Origin of the sequence: Segatella copri (assembly GCF_019249655.2) — a bacterium.
In the GTDB taxonomy this organism is placed as follows: domain Bacteria; phylum Bacteroidota; class Bacteroidia; order Bacteroidales; family Bacteroidaceae; genus Prevotella.
On record NZ_CP137557.1, the window covers coordinates 1,064,850 to 1,078,591 of the forward strand.

Consider the following 13,742-nt stretch of genomic DNA (forward strand, 5'->3'; position numbering starts at 1 on the left):
AGTGTTCAACCTCAATAGAGGTAATGATTTGGCAATAGTCACAACTTCTGCAATATGCATATGTTTGCTTTGCCTAACAACTCTTTACAGTTGCAAAAATACAAAATAAAAATGAAACCACACTATGTTGGTGCAAAAAAACAATAGTCATAAAACAAAGATTAACTTCGCCTTATGACTATTGTTGTCCACATTAAACTTATTTATCATTTAATTGGTTCCGCATGCACATAGTATTCACTGTTTATAGGGTCTTCCCCGTCAGTTTTAAGTATCAGTACCATGCGAGAATGTTTTGTACGCCAATATGCTTTAATATCAGCATCTTCGGGTAGTGCCTTAAACGTTTTACACAGCGAAGCCTTTTCTGTTTCTTTTATAGTACTATGTGCTTCATAGTACTGGTCCATAATCTTCAACAGACCTTCTCTTTCACGTTCAAGCACGCCTAACATATATTCCTTGTCGTTTTTGTCTTTTGCTCCTTTCAGTACAATACGTAACTCTGCATACGGTTTTGTAATGTCTTCTTTGTAGGCAGTAGGTGGAGTTAGGATAAACTCACGGCTCTTGTCCAGCAAGCAATATTCTGTTAGTTCGGGGTTCTTGGAATTATACCTTACGTTATCCCAATCGTAACCAAAGAATCCATCATTCACCAAATAGAGCCTCTTTCGGGCTTGATAGACAATACGGCCATCTTTATAGCCATTGGCATAGACAATAGTATTGTCATGAGGCGTGAAGAAGTATGTGCTCCACCAATAGGAAGTATTCAAACAGTTTGTCTTACGTTCCATGATTCCAAAGCTATCTGGCATATCACGACAATCACTCGTCCAAGTAATTGAATCGTAGTAGTTGTAATAGGCATTATCTGAAGAGTTGAAACCATATTCATCGGTAAGCTCAAATGTTACAAGGCAGAAGGTCTGAAACACAGGGTCTGTGTTGTCTTTGTCGTCTTCTGCATAGTATGCCTTAATCTTAAACTTGCAGTTGTCGGGAACAGAACGGTCAATATCCGTATCATACGTGTAACTTTTCTTCATCATTTCCAAATCGGTTTCGGTCATGCGTTTATATACAATCATGCCATATATAGACTTGTAACCATTGCTGCCATCACTCGTCGCTCCCAATTTTTGTATGGTGTACATTAAGGTTTTGCCATTCGACTCGTCAAGCTTAAGAATCTGCATGTATCTGCTGTCTGTTGTCTGCTTGTTGCTGCCAAACAGTATGAAGCCTTTGTCCATGTCATAAGTCCATGATACACGACTGAAACAAAAGGCTGGCAAGGCATCACTATAAAAATAACTAAAAGCTTGCTGTGATGTCTCAAACCAAAAGTGTGTAGGGCTGCCACCAAATCTGTCTTTCCAAAATTCCTCCTTGCTCAACTTTCCGTTTTCCTGTACCTCATAAGTGGCAATACTCTCCCAACCATAGCCCTTGACCTTACTCTGTATTTCTTCTGCTGCTATTGGCTTTCTCCCTTTTAGCACACAGCACCCCTCATCATTAACAGTATAGGTTTGGTTGAATAGATTCATATCCAACTTACATTGCTCAACACTCAATTCCTCAGACTTATCGCAACTGCCAAATACAACAGTGCAAGCTACGATGAGTGCTATTAACCAAAACTTCTTAGTCATAATAATCCAAATTTAAAGATTTTACATATAGACAGATTACGGATTTTCAGTGTTTCAAATTCTGCTGTCCAAGATAACTGAGTGCAAAAATACAAAAATATCAACGTAATAGTGCATTTTTTTATTTTTTATAACACTCAAAACATACTTTTGTGCAAATAAAGGAAGAATAAACTACACCTGACAAATCTATTTACATATTTCTATGCACTGCCTACAGTTGGTACACTCACTTTCTGCAACCGTTGGGAGCAAAATTTCTCCGCCCTCATGGTGGAGCGAGGCGTTTTGGGGTTCCCAAAACATAACCTCGCTTCCTCCTCTAAGAACAAAAGACGAGATATTTGCCTTTCGGCTTTCCATGCCCAAGGTTGCAGACCTTAATTCTCTCAATTTACGCCAAACATCAAAGCTGCCACATTGAAAGAACAAGGTCACAGACACAAGCTACTTTGTACATGGAGTTTGCAAAGGAAAAGGTGATATTTTCAGTGTGAAACTTGCCAAGTGTTTCAGTTGTGTGTTGTTGATTTCCTTTGTGAACTATGCCGAGTATGTTATGTGTGCTGTGTGTCCTCGGTATAGTCTGCATAAATCTAATGCCATGCTAAAACACTGCGGAGGTTCGCCCAAGTGGCTGGAGGCGCAAAGCCTCCAAGGAACGTTGCTGCAACCATTTCGGAGAATAGAGCGGTTGCCAATTAATCCACAAGCACATTTTACAGCGTACCAAGTGAGGGCATGTAAAACGTTGAATTGTTGAAGATAGGTATTATCTTTATGAGAACCAACCACTTATACCCTCAACAAACTCTCAACAAATAGCTCTACACAACAAATTACTGGGCAAAAAAGAAAGAAAGGAATGGTGTTCATGGTTTTCTCTTTTCAACATTATCTTTCTTTTGTTGAGAGATTTGTTGAGAATATGTTGAGCCGTAAATGCCTGATGTTCAATACTTCTTTCATCATATTCAACAATTCAACAAAAATAAGGGGTGTTTTGTCCGTCATTTTTATGAACAGAACTCATCCCCCTACAAGTAAGAATGTCATGCTTATGCTTCAGTACTTATTCACGACAGTACGACAGCGCCAAGCCAACAAACAAGCAAGAGGACATTCAACTAAAGGCGGTTGTTCCTCCACTGAATTGTAGGACAATGACACTACTTTTCTCTTTTGCCCCGTACAACTTCTTCATGATGGTGTCCCGAAACCGAACAGCACCATAAGAGCCTATACGGAAACAAAGGGCAACAACCATCGGGAAACCATACATCGTTTGCCAAATGCCCTTGGAGGTTTCCTGTTTCTGTTGTACCTCCGACATGGGCAACAAACCTTCCTCGTATATCGACCTTATCACAGCATGGAGTTTCGGGGCGGTGACATGGAGCATATCAACCAATTCACCCTCACTCATCCACAAGTCTTGCAAGTTGGACGGAATGGATAACATTCCATTTCCGTCCACGGTGATTACAGTCCTTTTCATGCCATTCCCCCCATTGTCGGCATATGCCCCTTGATTCGACTTTCAAAAGCTGATATGTCATGCTCCAATTTAGTACTTGTCACCTTTGCGTAAATTTGTGTTGTGGCGATGTCCGTATGTCCCAGTATCTTGCTTACACTCTCTATCGGCATACCGTAGTTTAAAGCCAAAACTGCGAACGAATGCCGGCTTACATGAAATGAAATTCGCTTCTTGATGCCACACATTTTTGCCACTTTCTTTATACGCTTGTTTACCATGTCAAGTGAGCCAATATTAAACAAGTGCATATCTTTTCTCAATGGCTTGTAACGTTCAATTATCTGTATGGCTGCATCTATCAGTTTAATTTTGAATGGTACGCCTGTCTTTTGACGCTGAGAAACTATCCATGGAGACCCACTTATAATGGCAACATTGTCCTCTGTAAGATTCTTGATGTCAACGAAAGAGATACCTGTCCAACAACCAAACATAAATAAGTCTCTCGCAAAAGCAAAGTTGGGATTTTCCAACTCTATTCCTGCAAATATGTCCAATTCTTCCTCTGTCAAGAACTCACGCTCCTTGTGGTCTGGGTCAACGTGGTACATGGCAAACGGATTTCTCTGTATCTTGCCGTTGTAGTGTGCTGCCGTGACGATATGCTTCAATGGTATGGAGTATATCCAAATGGTAGATTGCGTGAGTCCAATGACATTCTTCAAATACAGACAAAAATCACGGATGAACTCCTCGGTAAGCTCATTCATGGACATATCGCTGCGCTTGTACTGAAATTTGATGAACTCGGCAACGTACTTTCTTACCGTCAGATACTTGCGGTAGGTTCGGACAGCTCGGTCTTTTCCCACGCGTTGGGCAAAGGCTGCGTTCTCCTTGTCAAAAGCTCTGAGTAATGTCTCATACTCCGTACCTATGCCTTGATATGCGTTTCTCACCATTTCAGCGGTAACGAACGCCTCACGGTCGGAAAGCCGTTGGTAATGCTTAGCGATTTGAGCCTTGATGTTATCAAGCGCAAAGTTCACCTCATTGGCTTCCTTGCTTCTGCCTTTGGCTCTGTTGCCCTTGGCATCCCATATCGCTTTGGTCACGCTCAGCTTGCAACTGAACTGTGCGATAGTTCCGTTGATTGTCACACGTCCCATGATAGGGACAATTCCGTTTCTCTCCTTGCTTCCGTTTACATAGAAGACTGTCTTGAATGTACTTCTCATAATTCCTTGCTTTTTGTTCTGTGCAAAATTAAATCATGAGAGTTGCATGGCAAATTCACAACCTGCGCAGAATTGAGAAGTAAAAACCGAAGCCGTTAAAAATGCTTATTAGAGCGTTTCTTTGAGGTAATGACTTGAAAGCGTTTCTACTTCTCAAATCCGCCATTTTCGCATTTCCTCACGAATGCCACAAAAAGCCAACGACTGCCACAACCACTTGAAACTCAAAACAAAAGCTCAAATCTGCTATTTTTTGCTTTTTTAGTCCTTCTTTTTTTGAAAAATAACGCCTAAAAAAGCAAAATATAGCAGAATGATGCTTTTATTTTGAGTTTCAAGTGGTTGTGGCTGTTGTTGGCATTAAGTGGCATAGACGAGGAATAGCGAAAAACGCAGATTGGAGAAATAGAAACGCTTTCAAATCATTACCTCGCAGAAACGCCCTAATAAGCATTTTTAACGGTGACGGTTCAAATTTCCCCATTCTGCGTAAGTTTTGATTTTGCCATGCAGCTCTCATAGTTTAATTTTGCACCGAACAAAAAAGTAAGAATTATGAGATGCACTTTCAAGACAGTCTTCTATGTAAATGGAAGCAAGGAGAGAAACGGAATTGTCCCTATCATGGGACGTGTGACAATCAACGGAACTATCGCACAGTTCAGTTGCAAGCAGAGCGTTACCAAGGCTATCTGGGATGCCAAGGGCAACAGAGCCATAGGCAAGAGTAAGGAAGCCAAGGAGGTGAATTTTGCGCTCGACAACATCAAGGCTCAAATCGCCAAGCATTACCAACGACTTTCCGACCGTGAGGCGTTCGTTACCGCTGAAATGGTGAGAAACGCCTATCAAGGCATAGGCACCGAATACGAGACCTTGCTCAGAGCTTTCGACAAGGAGAACGCAGCCTTTGCCAAGCGTGTAGGCAAGGACAGAGCCAAGAACACTTACAACAAGTATCTTGTGGTGAGAAAGTACGTTGCCGAGTTCATCAAGTATCAGTACAAGCGCAGCGATATGTCCATGAATGAGCTTACCGAGGAGTTTATCCGTGACTATTGCCTTTACTTGAAAAATGTGGTAGGGCTTGCGCAGTCCTCCATTTGGATTTACTCCATACCTCTGAAACATATCGTTACGGCGGCACACTACAACGGCAAGATACCGAGAAATCCGTTTGCCATGTACCACGTTGACCCAGACCACAAGGAACGTGAGTTCTTGACCTTGGATGAGCTTACTGCCATGACTGATATAAAGTTGGAAGACCCCAATATGGCATTTGCAAGAGACCTCTTTATCTTTGGTTGTTGGACAGGTATATCATTCATTGACATCAAGAACTTGACTGAGGACAATATCAGCATGGTAAACAGTGCTCCTTGGATTGTGTCCAAACGTCAGAAGACAGGCGTGCCGTTTCAAATCAAGCTGATGGATATTCCTATGCAGATTGTTGAGCGATACAAATCTTTCAGAAAGGGCAACCACTTGTTCAACATTGGTAATCTTGACGGCATCAACAAGCGCATCAAAAAAGTAGCTGTAATGTGTGGCATCAAGAAGCGGGTTTCGTTCCATGTGTCCCGTCATAGTTGGGCTGTTTTAGCCTTGGAGTATGGTATGCCGATAGAAAGTGTGAGTAAGATTCTTGGTCACACGAACATCACCACAACGCAGATATACGCTAAGGTGACAAGCACCAAGCTTGACCATGACATATCTGTCTTTGAAAGTCGAATCAAGGGGCATTTGCCTGCAATGGGAGGGATGGCATGAAAAGGACTGTAATCACCGTGGACGGAAATGGAATGTTATCCATTCCGTCCAACTTGGAGAACTTGTGGATGAGTGAGGGCGAGTTGGTGGATATGCTTCATGTTACCGCCCCGAAACTCAACTCTGTGATACGAGCCATATATAAAGAAGGTATGTTGTTGATGTCGGAAGTCCAACAGAGGCAAGAACTTTCCAAAGGTATTTGGCAAACATTGTATGGATTCCCTATGGTTGTTGCCATTTGCTTCCGTCTCACCTCTAATGGTGCAGCGCAACTTCGTGATGCCATCTTCAAGAGGTTGTACGGAGCAAAAGAGAAAACAGCCATTGTCCTGCAACTCTACGGAGGGACAAATGCTTTTAGTTGAGAATGGTCGCATCTTTGACGCTTGGATATTCACTGTCGTATTGACTTATTGATTTACTGTCGTATAGATTTATTGATTCACAAAATTCTTGATAGGGTGATTTATATTGCACATGAAGAAAAATATGAAATCTCATGCAAGTTTTTGATACGGTCTGCGTTTATTAGATATAAGTGTAACCCTTTAATATTGAAGAAATGTATGAAAATTAAAATGATTCTTATTGCATTAACCGCTTTGCTATCTTTGGCAAGCTGCGGTGATGATGACTCTGGTATTCAACTCACACAAGACGAAATCATTGGTGACATAAATACTGGTAAAAAGATTGTGATTACCTCTCTTACCACCTATACGGAAAGTAGCAGCAAAGTTAATGTAAATGGAGCTAAAGGCAAAATATCAGCAACATCTTCCGATGAAAGTATAGCCAAAGTCTCGTGCTCAACAAATGAAGCAGAGAAAGAAATCTATGTAAGTGGTGTTTCTGTAGGAAATACCACTATCACCATAACCGATTCCGATGGAAATACTGCTGTATTAAAGGTTGAAGTAAAAGATTGGACGGCTCTTTGGGAACTTAGTAGAACAATGTATGTGGTAGATAGAAAATGTTTTGTTGAAGGTGTTTCTTCTGAGGATTCTGCAACTATTGCAGCTGATGCCATAGAGAAAGACTCATACAATAAATATTATACAATACGTACTCGTGATTATATTCCTTTCGGCTCTTATGTAACCAAGAGACTAACCATTACAGATGATAAAGGAAATGTCCGCATGGATGGAATTCTTAAGATTCAGCCAAATGCCGATAACTCCGAAGTTTGGCATTTATTACCTATTGGTAATTATACGGAAGTCGTTTTGGCTACATTTTACTATGACCAAGAAAGTATAGTCAAAGATGTGACAGATTATTATAAAACGGCATATCCTAAGATTAAGAAAGTTGAACTACATGCCATTTATGCAGTAGAAGAATTAGAACCAGACAAGTAAAAGTATAATGTAAAATTACTTTTTGTTCATCCCGAGGAAAGGTTTACAAGGAAGCCTTTCTTTGGGATTTTTTCGTTTTATTTTATCCCGAAAGCCTACATCAAGCACCTTGATTTCCAATCTTTTAACATTGCCGGTGCAAACTTCTCCATTCTGCGCAAGTTTGTGTTTTGCGTTTTGATTTTCCACCCTTACCTTTGCAACTTTAATTTTATCAACTCACAAAGGTTAGATTATGAGCAAGACAAACAACAACAAACAACCTGTAGCTGTGGAAAGAAAACAGCCACAGGCAGCACCTCCGCCAAACGAGGTGTTCATCCGTGTTGGCACTACCTTGTACAAGGTGGTTGACCAACCTAACATCAGTGGTGAAAAGGTAAGAAAGCGCATTCCTTGGAACATGGAAACCTTGCGTCAGGACTACGGCAAGGAGTTCATCAAGAAGCCTTTTTATATATCCTAACACGCTGAGCCACAGTACTCTCTTGAAAACAACAAATTCAAAACGGTACAAATTTTGAACAGGGGAAAATCTATAGTTCAAGGCACTCGGCAAAGAGAAAAAACTATGACAGGGGCAAAAAGCAATTTTAAGATTATTTATGAAAATATTTTGGGCAATTTTGGCTGGTTGCTATCCAAAGAGCGCATTTTTGATGAAAAGTCCCACTTTCATCAGCCATAAAGAGTGAGACAATCGAAAAAGAAAAGGAGGGGTGAGAGAGCCTTGTTTGTGGCTTCTACATAGGGCGAAAATGGATGTCTTGTACCTCGGTTGTATCTCAGTCGGCATATAATGCTGAAAGACAATGCAGGTTAATAATTCGGCGGCAATAGAATAGCGTTTGAAAGACGTATTCATTGTTTAGTAGTTTTCCTGATAAAATGTTAAATTTAGGGTAGTTAGATTAGTTTTTCTTCCAATTGTTTGGTTTTTTGGAATTGAATGCCTACCTTTGCATTGACAAATCCCGCTCGCTTCCCATAAGAACAGCGTACCCAGCGGGACATTTTTTAAATTGTAGGTATATGAAAGTTATAAAGAACAAGACAATAGATTTTGCAACCGCAGTTCAGGCTCCCGTCATTAACGGAAATAGAGCTGCACGGACAGGTTATGTCCGTTTGGTTCGCCTTATCACTGACGAGCCTGTTCCTCAACAAACTTCATATACGGGAAAAATTGAGTTGAGGTAGGAATGGCTGTATATACAAAAGAATACGAATCCCAGCCAGAGGCTATTCTTACAAACGTCATTATCTGTCCAGCCGTAGATTTGTCGGCAAACGTGGCTGTTCCTGTTCATTGCCAAGTTGAAAATGTATTGTGGGACACAGGAGCGACCAATACATTGATTTCACAGGAAGTTGTAAATGCTTTAGGGTTACAACCGAAGAACAAGGCTCTTATTTCGAGTGCAGGAGGTGATGTCGAATCCTGGACTTACCTTGTTCATGTTATCCTTCCAACAGGAACAGCAGAGTTGAATGTTCAGGCTCTGCTTAACGACAATTCAGACTATGATGTGGTGATTGGCATGGATATTATAAATTCATGCGACTTCTGCTATACAAACAAAGACGGCAAAAGTACATTCTCCTTATGTCATCCAGCAAAGGAGAAAATCATTCTGAAATAAACCAGCCATAGGCTTTCTTTCAAGAAAGACATGTGCGACAACAATAATGACAGATGTGACATTCGCATCTGTCTTTTGCTTTTTACGCCAATAAGAGGCCATTTCCTTACACAAAATATACGAGATTTGAGCAAGAATTAGTTAATTATGGTTAAATTTAAGGTTTATACATACTTTTCCATAACAAAATGAGGTTGTATTGAGATTTTCTTTGTACTTTTGCAGCGGACTATTATCGCCATGTTTATAGCCATTGAGGTTAGACGTGTTCTTTCGTGATGGCATACAAGGCAGCCTACGCCGTGCTGAGTATGGCGGAGTCATAATGACAAAGCGGTACAAAGCGGGCATTGGGTGGGAAAGATAGTCCAGACATAATGAAGGCGTTTACTAACGCTCTGTTTAAGACAGTCTGTAATCTAGCAAATTAACAGTTATCATAGTCTTGAGCAAAGCCAACGGTAGATGTCCCGGGTGTGATAATATCGCTCCTGCGGAGACCTGTAAGCACGGATTGTACCTTTTCGGGCACAACAATTGTTTATTATGGTCTCCTAATGGAAATGATTATTCATATCGGCGTGGGCTCTGACGTTGTCTGTTCAACTATGATAGGCAATTGCTAGAGCCTCAGACTGTGGAATAGACAACAGACGTTTCCACGCTCTTTTTATGTCTATATTGCTATTAACGAGCAACGACATATAAGCCGATATGAACGCATTGCTTAATGCGCATACCAAACGAGGTTGCGATTCACCTCCTCACATTGGATTTGCCTCCAATGTCTCCCCCGAAGCCCAAAGCTCACAAACAGGGGTGTCCTCGGAATATGTCCAGCAGGAAGGTTACAACTGGTTTGTTCTTCGTGCTACTTATAACAGGGTAAATGCAGCCGTAGAGAAAGCAAAGAAGAATGATATTAAGACATACGTGCCGATGCACTATGTACTAAAAGTGATTGCTGGGAAGAAGAAGCGAATACAACAGCCTCTTCTTCCCAACTTTCTTTTTATATACGCCACAAGGGAACAATCAGACAGTTTTGTGAAAAAGACAGTTGATGCCCCAATCTCTTTTATAAAATATTATTTGGATAAGACGCTTCCTCCAGAGGCAAACGGTAAAAATCCTCCGCTTATTATACCATACAATGCAATGATAAATTTTATCAAAGCAACAAGTACTGATAGTGAGCATGTACGCATTGTTACAGCGGAACAGTGTCACTATAAAAGTGGAGATAAAGTACGAGTAATAGCTGGTGACTTCAAGGGAGTGGTTGGAAAAGTTGCCAGAATAGCAGGACAACAAAGAATTGTTGTTGAGATCTCGGGATTGTGCCTTGTCGCTACTGCGTATATTCCTACTGATTTTATTGAGATTGTCAAATAATGCCGAAAGGCATATTGTTTAATTTAAATTTTTTATTTTATGAAGACAAAAAAGAAATTGCCCGTTCGTTTTACGGGTCAGCACTTTACTATTGATAAAGTGCTAATAAAAGATGCAATAAGACAAGCAAATATAAGTAATCAGGATACGGTTTTAGATATTGGGGCAGGCAAGGGGTTTCTTACTGTTCATTTATTAAAAATCGCCAACAATGTTGTTGCTATTGAAAACGACACAGCTTTGGTTGAACATTTACGAAAATTATTTTCTGATGCCCGAAATGTTCAAGTTGTCGGTTGTGATTTTAGGAATTTTGCAGTTCCGAAATTTCCTTTCAAAGTGGTGTCAAATATTCCTTATGGCATTACTTCCGATATTTTCAAAATCCTGATGTTTGAGAGTCTTGGAAATTTTCTGGGAGGTTCCATTGTCCTTCAATTAGAACCTACACAAAAGTTATTTTCGAGGAAGCTTTACAATCCATATACCGTTTTCTATCATACTTTTTTTGATTTGAAACTTGTCTATGAGGTAGGTCCTGAAAGTTTCTTGCCACCGCCAACTGTCAAATCAGCCCTGTTAAACATTAAAAGAAAACACTTATTTTTTGATTTTAAGTTTAAAGCCAAATACTTAGCATTTATTTCCTGTCTGTTAGAGAAACCTGATTTATCTGTAAAAACAGCTTTAAAGTCGATTTTCAGGAAAAGTCAGGTCAGGTCAATTTCGGAAAAATTCGGTTTAAACCTTAATGCTCAAATTGTTTGTTTGTCTCCAAGTCAATGGTTAAACTGTTTTTTGGAAATGCTGGAAGTTGTCCCTGAAAAATTTCATCCTTCGTAGTTCAAAGTCGGGTGGTTGTCAAGATGATTTTTTTGGTTTGGTGTCGTCTTTTTTTAAGCTGCCGCATAACGGCTGGCAAATTGGCGATGGAGCCGACTTTTAGCACAAATGTTGAATAGAATTACTAATCTTCAACATTGCACAAAAGTTCAACCTCAAATCCGCAACCGCCCTCATAAGATGACACAGAGGTCAAAAAGGTAGCGACACTGTGGCAAAAGAGGGTGCAACGCAGCAAAAATCGCCACAAAGACGCATTAAATCCCCTTACCCCACCATGCGACTTGAGGCAATACGCAAAATCACGACCATAAGTTGTCGGTGTCATCCAAAGTCATTCTGGAACACATCAGCATAAGCGTTGTTGCATGAATAGATATTCAGCACATACTGCCTTGATGTCCTGACCCATTTGGCTGGCACAGAGATGAACTTGAAGACAAACGCCTTGATGCGGCTTGTTGCTTTGAGTCCGAACCTCTTCACGTCAAGCCTCGCCATGATGAATTTATAGAAGTTGCGTATGAGTGCCGTAAGCAGAAGAAACACCGTGTTTTCTCCCATGAAGGATTTTGGAAGCCTGTTCCAGCCGAATCCGTTATTCATTTCATCGAAGATGCGTTCCTTCCCTCCACGGAGGTTATAGAATTTGACAATCTCTTTCTCGGAAGACTCGTAGTCATTTGTAAGGATGCAGCGGTAGGTGTATTCGCCTTCCCACAGGTCAATCTCACCGTCAATTCGCTTCTGCCTTTGGATTACAAGACGGTATGCCCTCCCTTTCCATTTCTCAACAAGAATGGAGTTCAGTTCAAACTCAATGCCGCCCAGTTCCTCTCTCTTCCACCCTCTGAGTGCAAAGATGTCATCGTAGAGCGAACCGCAGCGGTTGGCGCGGATATAGAAAGTCATGCAATGCTTTCCGACCTCTTCCACAATTTCCTCTGAGCAGGATCCGCAATCTGCCCTGAAACGATTGACTGTCAATCCTTTCTGTTCAATCCTCTCAAAGAATCTCCTCAACGTGTCCTTCTGGTGGAAACGAACGTTAGTGTTGCCGTCGCTGTTCTCTATGCCGACAATCATGTCGCCAATGACAGCCACACCTGGACGGTACCCGAGAAACTTCTTGTATGTGGGTTTCGCATCAAACTTCTCAGCCTCTATGAACTGGTGGTCGAAGTCAACGTCATACCCCTCGCCCTCTTTCAGCTGCCCTGTGGACAATAGGCAATTGAGGAGCAGTGTATTCAGCATGTCTGCCGTGTTGAAGTCGTAGGTCTTGCCAGTGTCGGATGTGTAGGAAATGTTATCCTGGGTCAGTTCCTTTATGGCTCTGAGAATCGTGTCGGCACTGCATGTGCGAAGTGTCGGATGAAGCGAGAGGTGATACATCAGATGAGTGGTGACATCCTCTATGCATGAGCCGCCACAGAAATAAACGCTCATAAGCGAACGGATGATTTCGCTGTATTGATAACCATACAGCCTACATCTCATACCGAGGGTTGAGTCGATTACAGATGAGAGATTGGAGTCAAATTGCTCCATTATTGAAAAAATTCCTCCAAAAGGAGAGAGTTTCTCAGATTTTATTGCTACCTTTGCCATGTCTGTCGGGTTTGATACATATTTTGATTTGCAACACTAAGATAGGTGAAAAATCTGACATGGCAAAATCCTGAGCAACTTTTTGTTGCTCAGGTACTTATAAAATAAGTTAAACTAAAATGCTGCGGAATTTAGGATATCTTGAAGAAGAACGTAATGAACAAATTAGAAAAGAAAATGAGAGACGATTCCAACAAGAGCAACAAAGGATAAACAATCAACGTCTTCATGAGATTAATGAACGTAATCGCATTGCTTTAGAACGGGAAAATGCGAGGAGAAGAGCAGAGGAAAAAAGAAAAGCGGAACAAAAGCGAAAAGAAACCAGTCGCACAAACACAAATGTTCCTCCGTCGCAACCGAAGAATAATCGTTGGTCAATAGGCTCTAATCCAACTCTTCTTCCACGAGCAACCTCATCAAAAACAGCAACTACAAAAACAAACTCATCTAATAAAACCGATGGAAAAGAGGGAAAGTAAGTAATCTTATTGCAAAATGAATTGTATATGCAGTCAATCGCCAGTCGGTTGGCTGCATTTTTTCTGTGTGCAAGGATGGTCTATTCGCCACCGATGGAGGGGCGGTTAGCACCGCTCGCCTCCAGATAGTCGTTTACTGCGTCACGCATGGTGAACTCTCTCATGCCTGTCTTTGCCCAGTAGATAAGGGCATCAACAGCGGCTTTTCTTGCCTTGCTGTATTCGTTGTCTGTCATGATT

General features: G+C 41.1%; 11 protein-coding genes and 1 pseudogene. 8 read left to right on the forward strand and 4 right to left on the reverse strand.

The genetic code is table 11. From position 1 onward, the window contains the following. Positions 1 to 206: 206 nt before the first annotated feature. Together KUA49_RS03965 and KUA49_RS03970 are read right to left on the reverse strand one after the other, a co-directional pair. A complete protein-coding gene (locus tag KUA49_RS03965) occupies positions 207 to 1,661 on the reverse strand; it encodes a hypothetical protein (protein WP_089545425.1) in 1,455 nt (484 codons plus the stop codon). Between the two features lie 1,494 nt (positions 1,662 to 3,155). Beyond that, the gene (locus tag KUA49_RS03970; RefSeq protein WP_022459668.1) at positions 3,156 to 4,379 is read right to left on the reverse strand and encodes a site-specific integrase; all 1,224 of its coding nucleotides are present in this window, start codon (positions 4,377 to 4,379) and stop codon (positions 3,156 to 3,158) included. A 555-nt stretch (positions 4,380 to 4,934) separates the two neighbouring features. Between KUA49_RS03970 and KUA49_RS03975 the strand changes: the two genes are divergently transcribed. From KUA49_RS03975 to erm(F), 7 genes and pseudogenes are all read left to right on the forward strand, one after another. Beyond that, entirely contained in the window at positions 4,935 to 6,158 is a 1,224-nt protein-coding gene (locus tag KUA49_RS03975; RefSeq protein WP_318331670.1) for a site-specific integrase, read from the forward strand. Then, complete coding sequence (locus KUA49_RS03980; protein ID WP_218413612.1) at positions 6,155 to 6,526, forward strand: hypothetical protein; 372 nt, start codon at positions 6,155 to 6,157, stop codon at positions 6,524 to 6,526. Before KUA49_RS03975 ends, KUA49_RS03980 begins: the two co-directional genes overlap by 4 nt. A gap of 201 nt (positions 6,527 to 6,727) precedes the next feature. Next, positions 6,728 to 7,528, forward strand: a complete 801-nt coding sequence (locus KUA49_RS03985) for a pilus assembly protein N-terminal domain-containing protein (RefSeq protein ID WP_100766118.1) — start codon at positions 6,728 to 6,730, stop codon at positions 7,526 to 7,528. A 235-nt stretch (positions 7,529 to 7,763) separates the two neighbouring features. Beyond that, positions 7,764 to 7,970: pseudogene (locus KUA49_RS03990) on the forward strand (helicase); the annotation flags it as partial. Positions 7,971 to 8,730: 760 nt separating this feature from the next. Continuing rightward, entirely contained in the window at positions 8,731 to 9,171 is a 441-nt protein-coding gene (locus KUA49_RS03995; RefSeq protein ID WP_048316574.1) for a retropepsin-like aspartic protease, read from the forward strand. A gap of 714 nt (positions 9,172 to 9,885) precedes the next feature. Continuing rightward, on the forward strand, positions 9,886 to 10,566 hold the full coding sequence (locus KUA49_RS04000) for a UpxY family transcription antiterminator (RefSeq protein ID WP_049129570.1): 681 nt from the start codon (positions 9,886 to 9,888) through the stop codon (positions 10,564 to 10,566). A 39-nt stretch (positions 10,567 to 10,605) separates the two neighbouring features. Further along, positions 10,606 to 11,409 carry a 23S rRNA (adenine(2058)-N(6))-methyltransferase Erm(F) gene (gene erm(F), locus KUA49_RS04005; RefSeq protein WP_118119549.1) on the forward strand — a complete coding sequence of 268 codons (804 nt, stop codon included), beginning with the start codon at positions 10,606 to 10,608 and terminating at the stop codon, positions 11,407 to 11,409. A 324-nt stretch (positions 11,410 to 11,733) separates the two neighbouring features. Here the strand turns inward: erm(F) and KUA49_RS04010 are convergent, their stop codons facing one another. After that, positions 11,734 to 13,020, reverse strand: coding sequence for an IS1380 family transposase (locus KUA49_RS04010; RefSeq protein WP_118354577.1), 1,287 nt, complete (start codon positions 13,018 to 13,020; stop codon positions 11,734 to 11,736). Between the two features lie 119 nt (positions 13,021 to 13,139). On the opposite strand from KUA49_RS04010, the gene KUA49_RS04015 reads away from it, so the two are divergent. Beyond that, entirely contained in the window at positions 13,140 to 13,502 is a 363-nt protein-coding gene (locus KUA49_RS04015) for a hypothetical protein (protein WP_053078087.1), read from the forward strand. An 80-nt stretch (positions 13,503 to 13,582) separates the two neighbouring features. Here the strand turns inward: KUA49_RS04015 and KUA49_RS04020 are convergent, their stop codons facing one another. After that, positions 13,583 to 13,738 (reverse strand): hypothetical protein, encoded by a 156-nt coding sequence (locus KUA49_RS04020; protein WP_153093198.1) that lies wholly within the window; start codon positions 13,736 to 13,738, stop codon positions 13,583 to 13,585. Positions 13,739 to 13,742 lie beyond the last annotated feature (4 nt).

What these genes read in the sequence shown, in the direction of transcription:
- KUA49_RS03965 (WP_089545425.1), bottom strand. Translation starts at nt 1,661, where the DNA reads ATGACTAAGAAGTTTTGGTTAATAGCACTCATCGTAGCTTGCACTGTT.
- KUA49_RS03970 (WP_022459668.1), bottom strand. Translation starts at nt 4,379, where the DNA reads ATGAGAAGTACATTCAAGACAGTCTTCTATGTAAACGGAAGCAAGGAG.
- KUA49_RS03975 (WP_318331670.1), top strand. Translation starts at nt 4,935, where the DNA reads ATGAGATGCACTTTCAAGACAGTCTTCTATGTAAATGGAAGCAAGGAG.
- KUA49_RS03980 (WP_218413612.1), top strand. Translation starts at nt 6,155, where the DNA reads ATGAAAAGGACTGTAATCACCGTGGACGGAAATGGAATGTTATCCATT.
- KUA49_RS03985 (WP_100766118.1), top strand. Translation starts at nt 6,728, where the DNA reads ATGAAAATTAAAATGATTCTTATTGCATTAACCGCTTTGCTATCTTTG.
- KUA49_RS03995 (WP_048316574.1), top strand. Translation starts at nt 8,731, where the DNA reads ATGGCTGTATATACAAAAGAATACGAATCCCAGCCAGAGGCTATTCTT.
- KUA49_RS04000 (WP_049129570.1), top strand. Translation starts at nt 9,886, where the DNA reads ATGAACGCATTGCTTAATGCGCATACCAAACGAGGTTGCGATTCACCT.
- KUA49_RS04010 (WP_118354577.1), bottom strand. Translation starts at nt 13,020, where the DNA reads ATGGCAAAGGTAGCAATAAAATCTGAGAAACTCTCTCCTTTTGGAGGA.
- KUA49_RS04015 (WP_053078087.1), top strand. Translation starts at nt 13,140, where the DNA reads ATGCTGCGGAATTTAGGATATCTTGAAGAAGAACGTAATGAACAAATT.
- KUA49_RS04020 (WP_153093198.1), bottom strand. Translation starts at nt 13,738, where the DNA reads ATGACAGACAACGAATACAGCAAGGCAAGAAAAGCCGCTGTTGATGCC.